The 17,875-nt window shown below is 51.3% G+C and carries 26 protein-coding genes and 1 pseudogene; 10 read left to right on the top strand and 17 right to left on the bottom strand.

The genetic code is table 11. The annotated features are described in order from the left end of the window. Nucleotides 1-38: 38 nt before the first annotated feature. Nucleotides 39-1,469: an exodeoxyribonuclease I gene (gene sbcB, locus D7I37_RS25840; protein ID WP_129544689.1), complete on the bottom strand. Its 1,431-nt coding sequence runs from the start codon at nucleotides 1,467-1,469 to the stop codon at nucleotides 39-41. Between the two features lie 180 nt (nucleotides 1,470-1,649). Here sbcB and D7I37_RS25835 point away from each other — a divergent pair, with 180 nt between their 5' ends. Continuing rightward, nucleotides 1,650-2,834 carry a site-specific integrase gene (locus tag D7I37_RS25835; protein ID WP_129544688.1) on the top strand — a complete coding sequence of 395 codons (1,185 nt, stop codon included), beginning with the start codon at nucleotides 1,650-1,652 and terminating at the stop codon, nucleotides 2,832-2,834. Here the strand turns inward: D7I37_RS25835 and D7I37_RS25830 are convergent. The 15 genes from D7I37_RS25830 to D7I37_RS25765 all read right to left on the bottom strand — a co-directional run bounded on the left by D7I37_RS25830 (nucleotide 2,815) and on the right by D7I37_RS25765 (nucleotide 9,374). Continuing rightward, nucleotides 2,815-3,006, bottom strand: a complete 192-nt coding sequence (locus tag D7I37_RS25830) for an AlpA family transcriptional regulator (RefSeq protein ID WP_129544687.1) — start codon at nucleotides 3,004-3,006, stop codon at nucleotides 2,815-2,817. The two genes, D7I37_RS25835 and D7I37_RS25830, sit on opposite strands and share 20 nt — an antisense overlap. Before the next feature lie 25 nt (nucleotides 3,007-3,031). Continuing rightward, complete coding sequence (locus D7I37_RS25825) at nucleotides 3,032-3,592, bottom strand: 3'-5' exonuclease (protein WP_129544686.1); 561 nt, start codon at nucleotides 3,590-3,592, stop codon at nucleotides 3,032-3,034. A gap of 29 nt (nucleotides 3,593-3,621) precedes the next feature. Next, a complete protein-coding gene (locus tag D7I37_RS25820; protein WP_129544685.1) occupies nucleotides 3,622-3,858 on the bottom strand; it encodes a DUF4060 family protein in 237 nt (78 codons plus the stop codon). A 160-nt stretch (nucleotides 3,859-4,018) separates the two neighbouring features. Then, on the bottom strand, nucleotides 4,019-4,237 hold the full coding sequence (locus D7I37_RS25815; RefSeq protein WP_129544684.1) for a hypothetical protein: 219 nt from the start codon (nucleotides 4,235-4,237) through the stop codon (nucleotides 4,019-4,021). Nucleotides 4,238-4,246: 9 nt separating this feature from the next. After that, nucleotides 4,247-4,504 carry a hypothetical protein gene (locus D7I37_RS25810; protein WP_129544683.1) on the bottom strand — a complete coding sequence of 86 codons (258 nt, stop codon included), beginning with the start codon at nucleotides 4,502-4,504 and terminating at the stop codon, nucleotides 4,247-4,249. Beyond that, nucleotides 4,497-4,832 carry a hypothetical protein gene (locus D7I37_RS25805; protein ID WP_129544682.1) on the bottom strand — a complete coding sequence of 112 codons (336 nt, stop codon included), beginning with the start codon at nucleotides 4,830-4,832 and terminating at the stop codon, nucleotides 4,497-4,499. Before D7I37_RS25805 ends, D7I37_RS25810 begins: the two co-directional genes overlap by 8 nt. 4 nt (nucleotides 4,833-4,836) lie before the next feature. Beyond that, nucleotides 4,837-5,091: a hypothetical protein gene (locus D7I37_RS25800; RefSeq protein ID WP_129544681.1), complete on the bottom strand. Its 255-nt coding sequence runs from the start codon at nucleotides 5,089-5,091 to the stop codon at nucleotides 4,837-4,839. Then, nucleotides 5,088-5,891 (bottom strand): phosphoadenosine phosphosulfate reductase family protein, encoded by an 804-nt coding sequence (locus D7I37_RS25795; protein WP_129544680.1) that lies wholly within the window; start codon nucleotides 5,889-5,891, stop codon nucleotides 5,088-5,090. Before D7I37_RS25795 ends, D7I37_RS25800 begins: the two co-directional genes overlap by 4 nt. Nucleotides 5,892-5,900: 9 nt before the next feature. After that, entirely contained in the window at nucleotides 5,901-6,119 is a 219-nt protein-coding gene (locus D7I37_RS25790; protein WP_128143555.1) for a hypothetical protein, read from the bottom strand. Then, a complete protein-coding gene (locus D7I37_RS25785; protein WP_128143554.1) occupies nucleotides 6,116-6,931 on the bottom strand; it encodes a DNA-binding protein in 816 nt (271 codons plus the stop codon). The genes D7I37_RS25790 and D7I37_RS25785 overlap by 4 nt, the downstream gene beginning before the upstream one ends. Nucleotides 6,932-7,015: 84 nt before the next feature. Next, complete coding sequence (locus D7I37_RS25780; protein WP_129544679.1) at nucleotides 7,016-7,825, bottom strand: DUF2303 family protein; 810 nt, start codon at nucleotides 7,823-7,825, stop codon at nucleotides 7,016-7,018. A gap of 30 nt (nucleotides 7,826-7,855) precedes the next feature. After that, nucleotides 7,856-8,221 (bottom strand): hypothetical protein, encoded by a 366-nt coding sequence (locus D7I37_RS25775; RefSeq protein ID WP_129544678.1) that lies wholly within the window; start codon nucleotides 8,219-8,221, stop codon nucleotides 7,856-7,858. Between the two features lie 548 nt (nucleotides 8,222-8,769). Further along, nucleotides 8,770-8,898, bottom strand: a complete 129-nt coding sequence (locus D7I37_RS27605) for a hypothetical protein (RefSeq protein WP_256369326.1) — start codon at nucleotides 8,896-8,898, stop codon at nucleotides 8,770-8,772. Between the two features lie 19 nt (nucleotides 8,899-8,917). Beyond that, nucleotides 8,918-9,190: a hypothetical protein gene (locus D7I37_RS25770; protein ID WP_129544677.1), complete on the bottom strand. Its 273-nt coding sequence runs from the start codon at nucleotides 9,188-9,190 to the stop codon at nucleotides 8,918-8,920. Next, nucleotides 9,174-9,374 (bottom strand): hypothetical protein, encoded by a 201-nt coding sequence (locus D7I37_RS25765; RefSeq protein ID WP_129544676.1) that lies wholly within the window; start codon nucleotides 9,372-9,374, stop codon nucleotides 9,174-9,176. The genes D7I37_RS25770 and D7I37_RS25765 overlap by 17 nt, the downstream gene beginning before the upstream one ends. A 414-nt stretch (nucleotides 9,375-9,788) precedes the next feature. Between D7I37_RS25765 and D7I37_RS25760 the strand changes: the two genes are divergently transcribed. Beyond that, nucleotides 9,789-10,196 carry a hypothetical protein gene (locus D7I37_RS25760; RefSeq protein ID WP_129544675.1) on the top strand — a complete coding sequence of 136 codons (408 nt, stop codon included), beginning with the start codon at nucleotides 9,789-9,791 and terminating at the stop codon, nucleotides 10,194-10,196. 39 nt (nucleotides 10,197-10,235) lie between these two features. Here D7I37_RS25760 and D7I37_RS25755 read toward each other — a convergent pair whose 3' ends face one another. Continuing rightward, nucleotides 10,236-10,937 (bottom strand): helix-turn-helix transcriptional regulator, encoded by a 702-nt coding sequence (locus D7I37_RS25755; protein WP_129544674.1) that lies wholly within the window; start codon nucleotides 10,935-10,937, stop codon nucleotides 10,236-10,238. 105 nt (nucleotides 10,938-11,042) lie between these two features. Between D7I37_RS25755 and D7I37_RS25750 the strand changes: the two genes are divergently transcribed. The 8 genes and pseudogenes from D7I37_RS25750 to D7I37_RS27210 form a co-directional block, all read left to right on the top strand. Further along, nucleotides 11,043-11,279, top strand: coding sequence for a helix-turn-helix domain-containing protein (locus D7I37_RS25750; RefSeq protein WP_129544673.1), 237 nt, complete (start codon nucleotides 11,043-11,045; stop codon nucleotides 11,277-11,279). 58 nt (nucleotides 11,280-11,337) lie between these two features. Then, complete coding sequence (locus D7I37_RS25745) at nucleotides 11,338-11,862, top strand: YmfL family putative regulatory protein (RefSeq protein ID WP_128143546.1); 525 nt, start codon at nucleotides 11,338-11,340, stop codon at nucleotides 11,860-11,862. A 520-nt stretch (nucleotides 11,863-12,382) separates the two neighbouring features. Beyond that, nucleotides 12,383-13,915, top strand: coding sequence for a DEAD/DEAH box helicase (locus tag D7I37_RS25735; RefSeq protein ID WP_129544671.1), 1,533 nt, complete (start codon nucleotides 12,383-12,385; stop codon nucleotides 13,913-13,915). Further along, nucleotides 13,912-14,880 (top strand): toprim domain-containing protein, encoded by a 969-nt coding sequence (locus tag D7I37_RS25730; protein ID WP_129544670.1) that lies wholly within the window; start codon nucleotides 13,912-13,914, stop codon nucleotides 14,878-14,880. The genes D7I37_RS25735 and D7I37_RS25730 overlap by 4 nt, the downstream gene beginning before the upstream one ends. Next, the gene (locus D7I37_RS25725) at nucleotides 14,877-15,458 is read left to right on the top strand and encodes a recombination protein NinG (RefSeq protein ID WP_129544669.1); all 582 of its coding nucleotides are present in this window, start codon (nucleotides 14,877-14,879) and stop codon (nucleotides 15,456-15,458) included. The genes D7I37_RS25730 and D7I37_RS25725 overlap by 4 nt, the downstream gene beginning before the upstream one ends. After that, complete coding sequence (locus D7I37_RS25720) at nucleotides 15,455-16,117, top strand: hypothetical protein (protein ID WP_129544668.1); 663 nt, start codon at nucleotides 15,455-15,457, stop codon at nucleotides 16,115-16,117. The genes D7I37_RS25725 and D7I37_RS25720 overlap by 4 nt, the downstream gene beginning before the upstream one ends. A 299-nt stretch (nucleotides 16,118-16,416) precedes the next feature. Then, nucleotides 16,417-17,457: a site-specific DNA-methyltransferase gene (locus tag D7I37_RS25715; RefSeq protein ID WP_129544667.1), complete on the top strand. Its 1,041-nt coding sequence runs from the start codon at nucleotides 16,417-16,419 to the stop codon at nucleotides 17,455-17,457. A gap of 61 nt (nucleotides 17,458-17,518) precedes the next feature. Continuing rightward, nucleotides 17,519-17,872, top strand: a pseudogene (locus tag D7I37_RS27210) (putative holin); the annotation flags it as partial. Nucleotides 17,873-17,875 lie beyond the last annotated feature (3 nt).

The following is a 17,875-nucleotide window of genomic DNA, read 5'->3' as shown; positions in this document are numbered from 1 at the left end:
TTAAAGAAAAAGGCCGCTTATGCGGCCTTTTTTGCGTATTAGCCCGCCAGCTCGCGGCCGTAGTCAAACAGCGCTTTCAGCAGCGCGGTTTTTTCTTTGTCCCCTTCGTGCAGGTTATACAACGCTTCCAGCTGCAGCAGGTAATTCTGCACCCGCTCCGCGCTCAGCGCTTCCTGCCGGTGTTGCAGCCAGCGGCGCTGCTCGGCGTCGTCCAGCGTATTCGGGTAGTTGCGCGCGCGGAAGCGGAACAGCAGCTCTTTCATGCGATCGTCGCTGAAGGCCAGATCCAGCGCCGGCAGGTTTTGCGGCTTGGTTTGCTGGATAATCTTCATCGCCGCCTTGTCGGCATCGCTGAAGAAACCGTCGTACAGCCGGGCGTCGACGTCATCGGACCCCTTGAAAGGCTCGGCTTCGGCAAACAGCGCCACCACTTTTTCGCGCACTTCCGGATGCTGACGCAGCAGCTGCAGATTCTGCAGGCAGGCCTGGCGATCGATGCCCAGCCGCTCGGCATTTTCCGGCAGCAGCGTTTTGGCCGGCGCCAGCACCGGGCACTTGTTGATGTGTACCAGCTTGATCGGCACCGGCGCCTGGCCAGCGGCCAACTCGTCGCGGCGGGTATACAGCCGCTCGCGCAGCTGCTCGGCGCTCAGGGTCAGCAACGGGGTCATGTCGCCGGCCAGGTCGCACATGATCACCGCGTTCTTGTTGTCCGGGTGCCAGGCCAGCGGCGAAACCCAGCTGGTGTTGCCGCGCGCAGCGCCGAACATGCCGGAAACGTGCACCAGCGGGGTCATTTCGGCGATGTCGATCAGCGCATTCAGCTTGTGCTTGTTGCGGTGTTGCAGCAGAAAATCAAACAGCCGCGGCTGCGCCTGCTTGACCAGCCTGGCCATGGCGATGGTGGCGTAAACGTCCGACATGGCGTCGTGCGCCTGGGTATGCTCGACGCCGTTGGCGCGGGTCAGGTGTTCCAGACGGAAGCTGGGGAAACCCTCTTCGTTTTCCGGCCAGACGATGCCGTCCGGGCGCAGCGCATGGCAGGCGCGCATCACGTCCAGCAGATCCCAGCGCGAGTTGCCGTTTTGCCAGCTGTAGGCATAGGGATCGTAGAAGCTGCGGTAGAAAATGTTGCGGCTGACTTCGTCATCGAAGCGGATATTGTTGTATCCCAAAATACAGGTGCCGGGCACGCTGAACGCCTGATGGATCTGGCGGGCGAATTCCGCCTCGTTGACGCCTTTGGCCCGCGCCTGCTGCGGCGTGATGCCGGTGATCATCACCGCTTCTGGCTCCGGCAGGTAATCATCGGCCGGGGCGCAATAGATCACCAGCGGCTCTTCGATGATGTTGAAATCCATGTCGGTGCGCACGCCGGCAAACTGCGCCGGGCGGTCCATCGATGGGCTTTTGCCGAAGGTTTCGTAGTCGTGGATGTAGAATGTGTTCTGTCTATCGTTGTCTTTCACTGTCTAATATTGTCCGCGTTTGTCGGTTAATTTGCAGATTTTAAAGGATTTATTCCTTAGTTTATCGCTATCTTTGTCCATCTTTGTTATTGATTGTATTGTCCTGACTGCCTTTGTCCATGTAGTATTGCGTACAAATTTGGTACATAACCACAAATCGACTGCGTACAAAAAATTATTATGGCTATCAGCGATACAAAACTGCGTTCTATACATGGTAAACCATATTCGGGTAGTCCAGAAGTATCAGATGCTGACGGACTCAGTGCCCGTATATCGCCTAAGGGCGTAATCACATTTCAATACAGGTATCGCTGGCATGGTAAGGCTCAGCGGCTGGGTATTGGCAGATATCCTGCGGTAGCGCTGAAAGACGCGCGTGCAATTACATCTGAGCTGCGTATTCTTTATGACCGAGGGATAGACCCCCGTCAGTACTTTGAAACTAAGGGTAGCGCAGACACTAAGGTCACGGTCAAGGATTGCCTGGACTATTGGAAAGAAAATTATGTTGATATGTCGCTACGTGAAAACACTAAGGGACTGTATAAATCTACCGTCATTAAACGTTTAAGTAGCGCGTTTGAAGGCCGGCCAGTCACAGACATAACAGTCAAACAGTGGGTTGATCTCTTTGCGCGGGAAGAGCGGGAAAATAGCAGGAGGGCGCGGCAACTTCTTGTACAGTTGCGCTCGGCGATGGGGTGGTGTATCCGTCGGCATTTCATACCTGATTGCTCTGTGATGAAGATAGAACCGCGTGATGTTGGCAGCAGGTCTGAAAACGGGGAACGGGTACTGACATATTATGAGCTGGCAGAGATATGGGTTGCGATAGAACGCAGCAGGGCATCAACGTCAAATAAACTTCTTCATCAGATGCTGATGCTGTGGGGGGCGCGTGTTTCTGAACTTCGGTTAGCTGAGCGGAACGAGTTCAATATGCGTGAGATGATTTGGACGGTCCCAAAGGAACACAGCAAAACAGGGAAGGAAATTAGACGTCCGATCTTCACCAAAATGGAGCCTTTGCTGGAAAAAGCAATGCTGACGTATGACAAGGTTCTTTTCCCTGGGAATAAAATTACAGAACCTTTAACTATCGCGGCTGCTAACAGGTACATAAAGCGTATTCGTGAAGGATTGGACTTGGGATACTGGCGTGCTCACGACTTTCGTAGAACGTTGGTCACACGCCTATCTGAGGAGGGTATTGCCCCACACATTACTGAAAGAATGCTGGGGCATGAGTTGGGTGGGGTAATGGCTGTATATAACAGGCACGATTGGATAGAAGGGCAAAAAGAAGGGTATGAGATACATGCAGACAAGTTGTTCTGGCATGTTAAGAAGATTTCTGGTTGATACCGCCGTTTAATATCCACTGGTCAACCGCACTTTCTAAATATGCTTTTGGATGAGTGCGTACTGGCTTAGGGAAGCAATGTTTGCTCTGATAAGTGTACATCGTCTGACGTGACGAAATGCCAAGTTTGGCCATCACCTCTTTTTCAGGGATCAGGTTAATATTTTGCATAGTTACCTCGGTGATGTTGGTGGGTTTATTCTGCGGGGATAAGGCGTTGGTAAATCGCGGAAACATATCTTGCCTGGTGGGTTGCATCAGCCAGGGCGTTATGGCGTTCTCCGTCAAACGGTATATCTCGCTTAGGGTCAAAACCAACAGCTCTGCCCAGCTCAACGATGGTTCGAACGTCTCTGTCGTTGAACCATTCCCACGGCAGTTGAACGCACACGCGCTGGTATGATTCGCGTAGGATTACGTTGTCGAATACAGCGCCATTACCCCAGACACGCAGGCCGCGAGGCGTCGTTACATTAGCCCGAATGAATTTATTCAGGTCGTACAACGCAAACAGCAGCGACGGCGCACTGTCAACGCAGATAGCTGCGCGGGCTTCACTACTTTGCTTCATCCACCAGATTATCGTGTCAGCATCAGCTACTGCTTTGCTGGCAATCGCGCTTTTGAGGTCCACTGCAGTATAAAACGACTCACCCAACTCGCCGGTTGCTGGCTCAAATAGAACCGCCCCAATCGCTACGATGGGGGCATTTGGGTTATTACCCATAGTCTCAAGGTCGAGCATCATGTGTTTCATTATTTAAACCTATTAATATCAGGCTGTGGCTACATGCCTGAATGATGAATTTTTGTGAGTGAGCGGACACCAGTAATTACAGTTGCCGCTATTGTGGTTTTTCGATTTACAACTTCTATTTGGTAGGCTTTCCCGCGATAACGTACGGGGTATGTGACGTAATTATATTTATTTCCGGTTCCGAATTGCGCCTTATGCTTTTCTATCGCAATGTTAGCGGCAAAAACATGAACCGGCTCAGTGTCCCCTCGAATGACTTCTTTCATTCGTACCCATCCCAGCCATCTATCTCTTCTCGTTTACGATTTTCAATGAACCTCACGATAAATATAATGATTATGTAGTTCACGGCCATTAATAACGCCGCAACGTATCCCAGCGCAGGCCATGCGAGCAGGCTGATGATTGTTGCTATTAGGAGTATCATCACGGCTTCACCTCCGGCACCGCATCCCGCGCGGCCAGCGCTTCTTCCAAAGCATTCACCAGCATTTCCACTGTCTCGCCGCTGAATGACTCCTGCGTTTCACATATGGTGCGCAGGCGCTGAATATTCCCCTCGACGCTTTCGCCAAACTTCGGCATCGCTTTGCGTCTTGCGATCCCGGCTTTTATTTTCGCTAATGCTTCAGTTGTGATTGCCACGCCTCCCCCTTAACCCGCGGTTGATTCGACATTGTTCGGAAAATTTAAATACCCCAGCACTGCGCCGGCTTTCTCCGCTGCCGGCCCGAAGTCATGTTCGACCCCCATGTGCAGCGCCTGGTCTATCGTCCCGCGCAGCGATAGGTCGTAAACCGTGACGTCGCAGTCGCCGGTAGTGAAGAACGCGAGGCGATCGGACGGGCACGCTTCCAGCACCCGCTGAACGTCATCCAACCATTTCTGTTCTGATGCTGACAACTTACTCATCGTCAACGCTCCGCCATTTCACACCGGCGTCATTCATCGCCTGTTCGTAAATGCTCGCCACCTGCGCGGCTTTGTAGTGCTTCCATATTGACGGGATAACCACCACCACCGGTGCAGGGTACGGCGCTGCCGCCAGTTCGGTGCGTAGCTGTTCGATTTCAGACATAACCCGCCGGGATTTTTCGCGCTCACGTTCCAGAGTCTGCTCAGATGCTTCCAGCGCCTCTATCAACGCACCACAATCAGCAGGCGATAGGACCGGATAGGTGTCTTCTTTTGCGCAGGTAGCAAGGCGCTGCGCCAGCTCTTCCAGTTGTTTATTCATCATCACCTCATACGGTTTGCTGGTAGAGTTTTTCGTGAATGGCTTCAACGGATACTTCGTGCTCTTCGCAGCAGTCCCGGAAGTCGCTCTGGTGTTCGTCAAGGAATGACTTCAAGGCATGAGCCTCTTCCTCTTCGAGCTGGTATTTCCTGATATCTTCGAACGCCACCATACATAGGCGCCCACCGAGAATGTCTGTGTTGCAGTAGACCGCCGGCTCTTCCCCGTCGTTGAACTCAACAATAAACGTGTACTTGCTCATACTGCCTCCTTAGAAGCTTGACTACGCTGGCTCGGCATTCGAGCTGCCAGCTCATTACGGGTATCGTTAGAAAACATTTGAATGATCCCTTCGAACGAGTTTTTACCCCGGTACATGATTAAGTCAGTGTCGTTACGACTTGCCACCTTTCGGACGTTGCTACAGGTAATGACCGACAAAAATTGACGCGCCAGCGCTGGTTCATCTTTCGCAGCGAGGGCAATTTTCTGTATGGATTTTTTAATGCAAAAAACGCAGTTCCCCAGGTGCTCTGGGATTTGCAGATCGAAAGGTTGCCGGCTCCACCAGTCCAGGACATCCTGCTTACCAAGGCTGGAAATATCTGCCAGGTAGCTGGTGTGCGGCTTCTGTGTCAGGCGTTTTGGTTCGTCGGCACGTATACCTATCCATGTGTGGTAGCCTTTGCGCCCTATATGCTCGTCGCAGTATTTTTTAAACGGGCCAAGCTTCATGCGGTCCGTGCAGAACTCTCCGCTAACGTATGGAGTTCCGTATTTCTCCAGCATGGCGCGCCACGGTTCTAGGTCGGGGCCAATGTCGCCTAAACTGACCACGCGGTAGCTATTGCCTTTCCCGAGCACTGGATTTACTACAACGCGCAGACATACCAGGTCGATCCCCCAATGCTTAACTACATCACGTATAAACTGGTAGGTGGCCGGATGTTCTGCACCGGTGTCCATGAATACGAAATGGGTGCTAGGGTCCCGCTGTCGCATGAGGTATGCAAGGTACGCTGATGTCCGGCCGCCGGAGAAGCTGACAACGTTAATGGACATATCAAGCCTTTATTTATCTATTTCAGAGTTGTAATCATTGTGGGTAAGCAATTGCCAATTATTCCCGCCGTCTTTTGAAAGCAATCGCCAGTGTTTGTTTACCCGAAGTGTGAGATATTTTTTACCGTAGGTTTTCTTTGGGAATAATCGACCGAGGCGGAGTTGATTTAATTTATCCAGCGCCTTTGCTGTAATCCACAAAGGCGCATTATTAAACTTGATGCTCACTGCTGGTGGCCTTCATTGCGATAATCACTGATGATCTGGACCACTTCGTCTTTAACACCTGAAGGAAGTAATAGCATGTCGCTATCTCCTTGGATGATTGGTGCTGCATCAAACAACAGCTCTACAAGTCGGCGCGCTTTCTTGGCGCTAAATTGTGGCTGGGCGACGCTCTTAGTGATTTTTTTCTTACCTGAGGCCTCAGCCTTTTTCATTAGGCGCGAGGCTTCACGGTCTGCGTATACGCCGTGCTCTCGGTTTATTTGGATAGCCAGTGCGTAGTTAATAGAACCAGTGCGAACCAGGCTTTTAATGTAGGGGCTGCATTCTTGCAATTGCAGGTGTTGAATAATGTCAGATTCAGATCGCTTAACTTTCTTTGCTATCTCTGAGTTAGTCCATCCTTGGTTCACCAGCCGTTGATAGGCTGCGCCACGCTCAATGGGAGTTAGCGCCAGCCCCTGCGAGCTAGTGACCATGAATGCAATCTTATCGGCCTCAGTACCCACAAAATCTTTGCACTCAATGCGCACTACCTCATGACCAGCTTCAACGGCCAGAAGTGCGCCGTGGTAGCGGTGGTGTCCGTCGATGACTTTCACGCCGGTTTCAGTCACTTCAACAGCAAGTGGCGGTATATATTCCCCGGCAATCCACGCATCCCTAAACTCTTCGACGTGTGCCTGATTTAACTCACGAACGTTATAGCCCTCTTCGGCATAAATTTCGCTGAGTGGAACTAAGAACGTTTTGCGGGTAGTAATATCAGAACCGATACTTTCTTTTGCAGAATAACGCTGACTTAAAGTTGCCATATTTTATTTTTCCATCAGTTAATTGATAAAATACTTCACTATGCGCCACACACGGTGGCGCATAAGGCTGCACTTTATTGAGGTTTAAATTCGGCCTTCGAATACAGGAACGTCCGGCAGTTGGTTTTGCAGGTCAACCATAATTTCATTGTAGGCATGCTCAATGATTTTTTTCGGGTCAATCAGTTCATACCACAGGATCAGCCGCCCTTCGCGGAGGCGGTAGCGAATACGAGCATCAATTTGATATGGAGTGCCGTTATGGAACGGTGAGATAGCCAGTGAAATTTTTTCTGGCAGTTTAGTGTTGCCACTGCCGGTTTTTTCGTTGCTGAATGCCATCTGATATGTTCCGTCGTTTAAGCGGGTAACCGCTTTAAACTCAGATGTGCGCGTTTCCTGGAATGCCAGTACCATTTCCAGAAGTGCTGTGCCAGAGGTAGGGTTTGAGTCAGATTCTGGAGCAATACATTTAATATATTGCTCGATGAACTCTGCAAACATTACCTGATCCATTTTTTCAGCATCGTATTTACTGAATGCCTTCCATTCATCAGAAAGAGGGCAGTCATACGTTACATAGTGAGTGCTTTTGAACGGCGTTTTACTGTCCAGGTGATAGTCAATAAATGCACGGAAACGAGTGTTTTCAGTGTCCGCAAAAATAACACTTCGTTCGTCTTTGAAGCGAGAAACATATCCGATGAACGACGATGGCGAAATAACGACCACATGCTGTTTTACCTGCTGCTCATCAACCATGAAGTCTTTCAGTGACTCCAAAGAGTAGCCGTGAGGCACAACAGCATAAGGAACGTCGGTTTTAATTAAGTTGTTTGCTATTGCTAACTCAGCGATATGCTTAACAGACTCGTTATTGGTGGTAATAGCCATTTTATTTCCTTCTGGTTAGGGGAGTATTGGTTAGCCGTTTTGCGTCAATTTAATCGGCGCAACAGCAGGTGAGGTATCAATAACACGTAAATCCATTTGCACCTGCGATGGGTCATCACGCAGTAAATCACCGTCGGCGGTTGAGAACATAATAGTGTCGGCGCGTTCCAGCTCAGGAGTTGACAACTTGACGCTCGGCGTAACTTTCATCGTGTTTTCATCACGCGTATTCAGCATCTGGTAATTTAACGTTAGCGTGACGGAGCCTTTTTTACCGGTTTCACGTACAGCCTTAATTACTTTGGCCTGTGCTTCGGTCAATTCGCCGTCCAGCGTTCCTTTGTTGATATAGGCCAACTGTTGGCTAAACGGGGTACACTTAATTTCTTCAGACATTCGCATTTCTCCTTTTGACATACAGAGAAGAACTCGGGCCGGGTGACGCCCTCCACGTTAATGGATGCCTGAATTCTTCTATCTATGAAAAAGGGCGACCAGCCTATGAACATTATCTTCACCTCTTATTGGTTGAAGTTCGGCCTGGTCGCCAAAGACTACACACAGCGAATATTTAAAGCGGGTGGCCTTTTTGGCTGAGGATTTTTAGCAGACGGGCAAAGAACGTGAGTCGAGTTGCTTGAACGGCAGGGACGACACGCATACCGTCTACGACGATTGTGTTAATATTGTGGTTGATCATGTTGAATCTCCGTTCTATTGGTCATGCCCCGGCAAAGATTGGCGTCTGCAGCCGGGGCTATTTATTTCAGAAGTACCAGCGCGCGTAGCTATTAAGAATGCTGGTCCCGTTACAGTGGCCGAATTCTCTTATTGCTCTTCGGCGCTGCGTGCGTATTTCTCGCCGTGCTCTTCGACGTTCACGCTTGGTTAAGGTAATTCTCATAGGGGAGTCCTGCTGTGCGCCCAGCAGGGCGCGGTGGGGGTTAGCTGTTCAGCGCCGCTTTGGCTTCTTCAATACGCGCAGCGGTTCCCGCGTTTGGCTCAAGCTGCTGAATTCGCTGTGCGTCCTGCAGTAACTGCGCAATGATGTGTTTCAATTCTTCGTTGCTCATCGTGTAAACCTCTGCTGTGTTAATTCTCGCGCTGGCGAATGGTGTACCCGTAGCCGAGATATGCGTGTTCTTCAGTTAGCCTATAGGCTTCCGCTTTCGCTCGGTCTTCTGCCGCCCAGTAGAACGAGTCGTAAGTTTTACGCGGCGCGTCTTGAAATGTGGCGACGACGTAATCAGTGGCGTCCGGCCCGTTCTCGACTACTTCATAAATCAACGAGTGCACCTCTGTTCTGTAGTAGCGCGCCCTTTGGGCGCGTTTGAATGGGTCGTATTGCTCAAAAACCAGCTTCAATACAGATGTATTCTTGGCCTTTGGTAATGCCGAAAGGACCACATTCACCAACTTCCGAGCTTACAAATGCGCGGCCAAATTCGCCGCAATCACCGGTTGGATGGCTATAGAAAACAGATTTATCGCCATGCCCTTCGGCTTCCAGTTTTTGTAAATTTTTAATCATTTCGGATAGAGTCATCATATTCTTCCTCAGTGGTCTTATGCCTGCCGCCCTGGCTTAGCAGCGGCAGGGTAAATCCACTTTCCGTTTAGGCTGGTTGCTGCGTTAATGGGGCGCCATGCCAAACTGCCCAGTGCGCTATGCGCCTCCTTTCCCCTGGTGCGTCGCTGTGGGAACCCGACCTGTAACACCGTCGTCGCGTGGCTGGCCTGCTAGGCCATTAGCCGCTTTACTGCTTCATTGGATTGCCCTCCTGTTGTTGTGTTGTACATGACTTGTCAGCCTCCCACTGCGTAATCCTCTACGTAAGCTATCGCCCGCGGGCGCTTCACTTACCTGCCTGGTATCCGTACCGGCGCTATTTCAATTTGCCAGGGCGCGGTGGTCAGCCTGTCATGCGGTTCTGATTGTTAAAGAGCGTCCCGGTGGTTTGGGGTGACGTTGTTTCTGTTTGTGGAGTCATTAAAAACTATGGTTGTTTTTGTGTCAACAACGAAGGTTGTTTTTGTTGTCGGTTTTGTTTTATTTGGTTGTTTTTGGTGGTTATTTATTTTTCTGGGATTTGGTGTTGGAGCACTTATTTTGTGTGAGTGGCGGTGTATGTTAGTCGAAACTCATTCGGGGGATATGGATATGAAAGGCGTCAGCAGAGAGCAGCAAAAAGTCTATGAAGGGGTGTGCGCGATGATTGGCCGGGCAGTGATTGGGTTGGATGATATGGGGCATACCATATCAAAAGAGCTAATAATTTCTGCTTTAGAACAGCTTAGAGAGCGCGTGGATGAAGAGGGGGGCGATTACCCGCGATATCTTGATGTGGCGATCAAGAAGCTTGTAGGCTAGTTAAGTGTGTAAAACCCGGACCGGTGCCGGGTTAGATAGCTAAAGTTTTCCGTACATGACCGACTCGTGTAGAAGTGCTTTTCCCATCACATAGAATTGATCTTCTGTGTTTTCATCGATATACCATTTTTCAAGGTAGGGGTTGTCAGAGAGTACAGCGAGTTTAGAACCTTGCATCTGAAGGCGCTTCACATGGAACGTACGCCCGTATACGAACGCATAAACTCCATCTGTAGTGAATTCGCGAATAGCGACATCGAAAAAAAGCCGATCCCCTGACTTGATTGTGGGTGACATGCTGTCCCCATCTACCGTCATAACTTTTACGTCATCAGCTGAGCGACTACCGAATAGTGCCTTGGCTCGATCGGAAGTAAACTCAATTGCGTTTAATACTTCAACGACTTCGGAAAGCATGTATCTCCCTGGACCTGCGCTAACTACCAAATCAAGAACCTCAACTCGATAGATGTCGGGGGCATTCCTGACGCTATCTGTCAAATCGATACTCTTAGACTCTGTTGCACTATCGCACATAGGCTCTGTTCCTTCTGCAAGCCACGCTGGACGTACATCAAGAGCATTAGCAAGGTCAAGAATTTTGGTCGTTTCCTTGGCTTTTCCCACCTCTATTTTTTGGATGGCAGCCTGGCTTACGCCGATCAACTCCCCAAGAGCTCTCTGAGAAAGCCCCTTTTTGTTTCTGGCTATTTTGAGCCTTTCAGCAAGTGTCGTTTTCATTTTTCCAATTTACAACCTCGGTTGTATTCAATCAAACGAATATGGTTGTTGACTTTTTGACAACCATGGTTTTATTATTGACGTAAATAACGATGGAGGTTGTTTATGAACGAGGTAATAAAAACCGCTATCGCTTTAGTTGGGTCGCAAAAAAAACTTGGGCATGCCTGTGGGGTATCGCAGCAGGCTGTTTATAAGTGGCTGCACAACAAGGCGAAAGTTTCACCTGAACACGTAGGTCACATCGAGCGAGTAACGAATGGGGAAATCCATGGATACATGATTCGCCCTGATCTGCCGCACATGTTCAAAAAACCAAACAAATCTAGCCCATCAATCTGATGGCGACAGTATCTCGTAACTGTTGCTGCGGGGTAACCACAGTCTTAGGAGTACAACTGTGTCACAGCAAAAAGCGCCTGACTGGCAGGCAGAAAAACAACCTGATTGGGTCGTCTCTGTTGCCCGCAAAATCATTACTGGGTTGCCTGGCGGATATGCTGAGGCTGCACAGTGGCTGGGGGTGACTGAAGACGCGTTATTTAACCGCCTTCGCCCGAACAGCAATCAAATTTTCCCGATCGGCTGGCTCATGGTTCTGCAGCAGGCTGGTGGAAATACCCACTTTGCCGATGCCGTATCTCGTCAGTCGCGCAGTGTGAACGTACGTCTGCCCGAAGTTGAAGACGTCGATCGAGACGATATCAACGCAAAACTGATGGAAGCGATCGAGTACATCGGCAAGCACTCCGAACTTGTCCGCAAGTTCACCGAGGACGGTGAGATAGACGCCGATGAGCGTCAGGCACTGGATGCCAACAGCTACCGCCTCATCGCTACGTTTCAAGAGCACATCTTGCTGCTTTATAGCGTGTTTTGCCCGCCGGATGCACCGGTGAGGCAGCAATTCAAATGGAACGTCTGAAATGACGTAACGCCAACGACAGGAGGGCCGTTTTATGCAGCCTTCGACGTTTGTACGGACAGTTATGCCCACGGTTTATTGCCGTGAGGATGCCGCATGGATTCAAGGACAGCTTGGAAGGCTACCGCCTGGGCAGCGCGGGAGAATCGCGCTCGCATACGCGGAGGTATACCAAACCGCGTTTGACGGCGAGGAGGTTTCCTACCGGCAGGAGAACGCGGGGCGGAAAGCGGCGAATACCCGGCTCAGGTTGTTTGTAGTCCGGTACTCAAGAGCCGGTCAGGGCGGAACGATAGCCCCTCCGCTGGTGGGGCAGAACAGGGCAGCAGCATGAAATTTTTAGCAGGTGTTTTTTTAAACGGGGGAGAGGGGAAGGGTAAGAGGGGGGAAAGGGGGGTGATCGGGTTGGGGTGTGGGGGTAGGGACGGCCTTACCAAGAGGGATGATCTTTAAGGGATCGAGTAGTGGTGACCGCCGGCAGAAGTTTAGACGGCTAAATACTTAAACGAGGAAATGACGAATGCTTACCATTGAACCACGCGAAAAACAGGTTGTTGCACTGAATATGCTGCGCGCGGCATGGAAGCAGCATGCCTCGTTCATGATGTATGCCCCGGTTGGGTTCGGTAAAACCGCGATTGCTGCGCTGATTGCTGACGGCTTTCTGAGTCGTGGCATGCGTGTAATGTTTGTGGCTCCGTATACCGTGCTGCTCGACCAGACCGCCAGCCGCTTTATCGAATATGGCTTACCTGCCGAGGAAATTGGGTATATCTGGCGTGACCACCCGGCCTATGACCCTAGCCGCCTGATCCAGATTGCCTCTGCCGATACGCTTATCCGCCGTGAGTTGCCGGACAACATCGACCTGCTGATCATCGACGAGGCTCACCTCAAGCGCAAAAAAATTCTGCAGTTTATCGACCATCTGACAAAGAACACCGCAGTGAAGGTGCTGGGTCTTTCTGGCACCCCGTTCGCTAAGTTCTTGGGCAACTACTACGAGAAGCTGATCAAGCCAACGACGATGAAAGAGCTGATCAGCATCGGCGCCCTGAGCAAGTACGAGTTTTATGCACCGTCATATCCAGACCTGTCAAAAGTGAAAACCTCTGAGCATGCCGTTTACGGCCGTGACTACAACGAAGGCCAGCTCGGGGAGGTCATGAGCGAAGCTACGCTGGTGGGGGATATTGCGCAGAACTGGCTGGAACATGGCGAAGACCGCCCAACTATCTGTTTTTGCGTCAACGTGGCCCACGCAAATTTTGTCGCTATCGAATTCAACCGCGTTGGTGTGGCTGCTGAGGTCATGACGGCATCAACACCACACGACGAACGCCAACTTATTATTCGCCGCTTTGAGCAGGGCATAACGAAGATCATCGTGAACGTTGGCGTTCTGGTTGCTGGGTTCGACAGCGACGTGCGTTGCATCATCTATGCCCGCCCGACGAAATCAGAAATCCGCTGGTTACAAACCTTGGGCCGTGGCCTGCGCTCTGCACCAGGGAAAGACCACTGCCTGATCTTCGATCACAGCGGCTCGGTTCACAAGTTGGGTTATCCCGACGACATCGAATACGACTACCTGCCGTCCAGCTCAACGGGCATGGAAGACGCAGCGAAGCGCAATGAAAAAACCGATGAACAGGAGCGCCTGCCGAAAGAGTGCCCGAGCTGCCATTACGTTAAGCCTGCCGGAATTTATATCTGCCCAAAATGCGGCTTTAAGCCCCTGGCCGGCGAAGATGTGGAAACGGACAAGTCTCGCGGCCTGAAAAAAATCAAAAAGGCCAAAGTGACGGTAACGCTAGAAATGAAACAGAGCTGGTGGTCACAAATCCTCTATTACCAGCGTACCCGCAGCCTGCAGGGGAAACCCGTTAGCGACGGTTGGTGCGCCCATACCTACAAGCAGAAGTTTGGCGTTTGGCCGCGTGGGTTGCACAGAACCCCAAAGGAGATGACGCCAGAAGTGAGCAATTTCATTAAGTCCAAAAACATCGCATTTGCCAAAGCGAAGCAGAAAGAACAAAGGAACGCAGCATGAACACCAGACAAGCCGCCATTGGGCGTTGGCCCGAGATTTTCAAGTTTTACGGCTTACCTCCGGTGACGGGTAAGAACCACTTCAAAGGTGAGTGCCCGCTGTGCGGGAGAAAGGGTAAGTTCCGCAGTGATGATAAGAACGGCACCGGCTCATATATCTGCGTGTGCAGTGCCGGTGATGGCTGGGCGCTACTGAGTGGTGCCACCGGGAAAGAGTTTAAAGTTCTGGCCCCGGAAATCGACAAGCTGATCGGCAACGAGTATACGCCGGACGGCAACTATATGCGCCCTATGAGCACTGTTGATGCTACCCGCAACAAAGTCAGCAGGAAGTTTGCAACGTTGCCGCCGCTGCGCGGAACGGGGGCCAACAAATACCTGCAGAACCGAGGTATCAGCAGTTTGCCACATGACCATATCCGCTACTGCGATCATCAGCGTGCCGCTGGTGGGGTTTACCAGGCGATTTACTCCCTGGCGACGGATGACAAAGGCGAACTGTGTTACCTGCACAGAACCCTCCTGGATGGGGATAAAAAAGCGGTCGCTGGTGGCGCACAGAAGAAGCTGAGCAAGCTGCAGGAAGATACGTATTTAGAGCATGCCAACTCTGTCGCTATCCGCATGTTTCCTGTGGCTTCGACGCTTGGCATAGCGGAGGGCATCGAGACGGCGCTGTCGTGCCACCAGATCACGAACTGCAACACCTGGGCGACGCTCAACACGACATTTATGCGGAAATTCCGCGTTCCAGCCGGTGTTAAACGGCTAATTATTTTCGCAGATGCGGACAGTAACGGGGCAGGGCATGCAGCGGCCTTTGAGTGCGCAAGTGCGAATCTGCATAAGAAAAACGACCTGGAAGAGGTGTGCGTCCGCTGGCCGAGTCGTGGCGATTTTAACGACCTGCTGCAAAACGGTGCAGAGGTTTATGAGTGGGTATTCCGCCGGGAGGGCGCCAAGTGAAGAAGCCAGTCAAAAAAGTAAAGGTCTACAAACCGAAGGAGTGCGCGCAGTGCGGGAAAACGTTCACGCCAGTGAAATACCTGCAGAAAGTATGCGACCCACGTTGCGCCATTGACTACCAGCGCGCGGCAAAACGGCGCCAGGAAGAAAAGGAACGCAAAGACAAGCTGAAGCTTCGAAAGCTGGCCGTTAAACCGTTGCGTTATTTCATCAACCAGGCGCAGACCGAATTCAATGCGTACATCCGCGAACGCGACGCCGCTGAACCGTGTATCAGCTGTGGTCGCCATCATACCGGCCAATATCATGCCGGCCATTATCGCACTGTGGGGAGTCATCCAGAGCTGCGGTTTGATGAGGACAACTGCCATAAGCAGTGTTCAGTTTGTAACAACTTCAAGTCAGCGAATTTGAGCGAATACCGCCCTAACCTGATAGCGAAAATAGGTCAGGCGCGGTTTGACCGACTGATGGGGCCACCGCCGAAGCTTGGAAAGCTAACCCGCAGTGACTACGAGCAAATTCGCGACACATATAAAGCCAAACGCAAAGCATTGAAGCAGGAGAACGCAGCATGACCCCTAACCAGAAAAGACAGTTAAAAAATAACGCGTGGTCAGCAGCTGCCGCAGCGCCGCGTAAGTCATATCTCGGCAAGTTAAAACGTCTGAACGAAGTCCAGTCCGGCTGGATTAAATCGCTGCTTAGTGTCTGGGGTGAGTGTGTGGGTGGAAACACGGCAGGGCACCTCACCGGCGGCGGTGGAAGTTTCTGGGGCTGCATCATTCACGAAGAATGGAACGACGAGCAGGCGCAGAAGATAACGCGTGTTCTGAACGAACTGCGCAAGGCTGGCTATAAGGGCGAAGAACTGATCGCGATGGCTAAAACTATCATCTGGCCGTCAGAAAGTCTGGCAGACATGATCGCTAACGCGAAAGAAGCGGATGACGCAACGTTTGTGGAGTCCGTGATTCTGAAGGCGTTCAAGAAGGATAACCCGGTTTACATCCTCGGCCTGGACTACTACACGACAACCAAAACGGTTACGGACATGGGGCGCTATATGCGGCACTACCACGCGCCGCACCTGACGCGCATCCAGTCAGAGGACCGTGTGCGCTGGTGCATTGAGTTATTTAATTATGCCGCGTTCGTTGCTATTCGTGCGGCTATTTGTGCCGAAAATGCAGAAAAAGTGAAAAAATACTTGAAAACGGATAATGAAAACGTATAATTCATGTATGCTTTCGCGAAGCTGTACCATCAAGCGACAGTAAAAATCACCCGCCGCCGAGCGGGTTTTTTTATGCCTTAGCAATGCGAAGCGCCATCTAAATAATCAACGCCTTAGGCACTGGGTGTGTAGTGGTGAATTTGGTGGGTGGTGCTTCTCATTGCAGGAATAATGTTTGTGAGGTGGGCCGCGATAAAGTGGAGCAACACCCTATCGCGAGAACGCTCATGTAGAAGGTCACAAGCGAACCTTTGCCCGTGCTGCTAACAGCAGGACGAGCGTATCAACTAAGGGCGCTTATGATTTCAAACACACGTCTTATCAACGCTGACACAACAGCGTTTATCAAAACTTTGCCGGATAACTCCATCGACCTGATCGCGACTGACCCGCCGTATTACCGGGTTAAATCCTGCGGCTGGGATAACCAGTGGAAGAGCGAGGCCGAGTATCTCGCCTGGCTGGATTCGTTGCTGGTGGAGTTCTACCGGGTGCTAAAGCCGAACGGTAGTCTTTATATGTTCTGCGGTAGCCGCTTGGCACCCGATACTGAGCTGCTGGTGCGCCAGCGTTTCGACGTATTGAGCCACATCATTTGGGCGAAGCCTGCCGGTCCGTGGAAGCGGATGAACAAAGAAAGCCTGCGGTCATACTTCCCATCGACTGAGCGGATCATTTTCGCCGGTCACTACGCTGGCCCACTACAACCGAAGGTAGACGGCTTCGCTGCGAAGTGTGGAGAGCTGAAGCACAACGTCTTTAAGCCGCTGATTGATTATTTCAGAACGGCCCGGCAATCCCTCGGCGTGTCAGCGAAGGAAATCAACGCAGCGACGAAAACGCAGATGTGCAGCCACTGGTTCTCAGAGAGCCAATGGCAGTTGCCGAGCGAAAAGCAGTATCAGGCGCTCCAGGCTTTATTTGACCGTATCGCAAAAGAGCGGCATCAGGCTGGTGGATTGAATCGCCCCCATCATGAGCTGGTGCGGGAATACCGGACACTGAACCGCGAATATCTGGCGTTGTGCCAGGAATACAAGTCGCTTCGCCGTCCCTTCACTGTAACGGCAGCGGTTCCGTACACCGACGTTTGGCACTACCCACCGGTAGCGTTTTATCCTGGCAAGCATCCATGTGAAAAGCCCGCAGAAATGATGGAGCACATCATCAGTGCCAGTAGCCGCCCCGGTGACGTGGTGGCCGATTTCTTCATGGGTTCTGGCGCAACCATAAAGGCTGCGATAAAGCTGGGGCGTATCGGCCTGGGCGTAGAGCTTGAAGAAGAGCGGTTCAAACAGACTGAAAGGGAGATACATCCCGAAACCACACGCCCTGGCTAACCGCCGGGGTTTTTTATGCCCTCGACATGGTGAGGACAGCAAACAGCAATAAGGAGACACAATGGCTGCCGATCCAGCAACTGCATCATTTGTAGGAAAAGCGCTTACAGGCGCAGGTGTCGTGGGCTTTATTACCGGTGATTACGGGGTAGCGTTCGGGGCTTTTTCTGGCGCCGTTTTCTACGTGACTACGGCGACTGATTTACCGTTTCATAAAAAAGCCGGGTATTTCATTTTTTCGTTCCTGACTGGGGTGATTGGCTCTGACGTCGTTGGTGCGAAGCTTGCTCAATGGCTCAACTACAGTGACCGGCCGCTTAATGCACTCGGCGCCGTTATCTTGTCTGTTGTGGCGGTCAACGTGATGACGTTCATCAACAAACAGATGGAAAATCCAGGATCGTTCCTATCGAGGTTC

The organism is Serratia sp. 1D1416 (assembly GCF_003641105.1).
Lineage (GTDB): Bacteria > Pseudomonadota > Gammaproteobacteria > Enterobacterales > Enterobacteriaceae > Serratia > Serratia ficaria.
This window is presented reverse-complemented; position numbering and strand designations above follow the sequence as displayed.

Coding starts and splice junctions, on each gene's coding strand:
- D7I37_RS25835 (WP_129544688.1), top strand. CDS start 1,650: ATGGCTATCAGCGATACAAAACTGCGTTCTATACATGGTAAACCATAT.
- D7I37_RS25830 (WP_129544687.1), bottom strand. CDS start 3,006: ATGCAAAATATTAACCTGATCCCTGAAAAAGAGGTGATGGCCAAACTT.
- D7I37_RS25825 (WP_129544686.1), bottom strand. CDS start 3,592: ATGAAACACATGATGCTCGACCTTGAGACTATGGGTAATAACCCAAAT.
- D7I37_RS25820 (WP_129544685.1), bottom strand. CDS start 3,858: ATGAAAGAAGTCATTCGAGGGGACACTGAGCCGGTTCATGTTTTTGCC.
- D7I37_RS25810 (WP_129544683.1), bottom strand. CDS start 4,504: ATGAGTAAGTTGTCAGCATCAGAACAGAAATGGTTGGATGACGTTCAG.
- D7I37_RS25805 (WP_129544682.1), bottom strand. CDS start 4,832: ATGATGAATAAACAACTGGAAGAGCTGGCGCAGCGCCTTGCTACCTGC.
- D7I37_RS25800 (WP_129544681.1), bottom strand. CDS start 5,091: ATGAGCAAGTACACGTTTATTGTTGAGTTCAACGACGGGGAAGAGCCG.
- D7I37_RS25795 (WP_129544680.1), bottom strand. CDS start 5,891: ATGTCCATTAACGTTGTCAGCTTCTCCGGCGGCCGGACATCAGCGTAC.
- D7I37_RS25785 (WP_128143554.1), bottom strand. CDS start 6,931: ATGGCAACTTTAAGTCAGCGTTATTCTGCAAAAGAAAGTATCGGTTCT.
- D7I37_RS25780 (WP_129544679.1), bottom strand. CDS start 7,825: ATGGCTATTACCACCAATAACGAGTCTGTTAAGCATATCGCTGAGTTA.
- D7I37_RS25775 (WP_129544678.1), bottom strand. CDS start 8,221: ATGTCTGAAGAAATTAAGTGTACCCCGTTTAGCCAACAGTTGGCCTAT.
- D7I37_RS27605 (WP_256369326.1), bottom strand. CDS start 8,898: ATGAGCAACGAAGAATTGAAACACATCATTGCGCAGTTACTGCAGGAC.
- D7I37_RS25765 (WP_129544676.1), bottom strand. CDS start 9,374: ATGATGACTCTATCCGAAATGATTAAAAATTTACAAAAACTGGAAGCC.
- D7I37_RS25755 (WP_129544674.1), bottom strand. CDS start 10,937: ATGAAAACGACACTTGCTGAAAGGCTCAAAATAGCCAGAAACAAAAAG.
- D7I37_RS25750 (WP_129544673.1), top strand. CDS start 11,043: ATGAACGAGGTAATAAAAACCGCTATCGCTTTAGTTGGGTCGCAAAAA.
- D7I37_RS25735 (WP_129544671.1), top strand. CDS start 12,383: ATGCTTACCATTGAACCACGCGAAAAACAGGTTGTTGCACTGAATATG.
- D7I37_RS25730 (WP_129544670.1), top strand. CDS start 13,912: ATGAACACCAGACAAGCCGCCATTGGGCGTTGGCCCGAGATTTTCAAG.
- D7I37_RS25720 (WP_129544668.1), top strand. CDS start 15,455: ATGACCCCTAACCAGAAAAGACAGTTAAAAAATAACGCGTGGTCAGCA.
- D7I37_RS25715 (WP_129544667.1), top strand. CDS start 16,417: ATGATTTCAAACACACGTCTTATCAACGCTGACACAACAGCGTTTATC.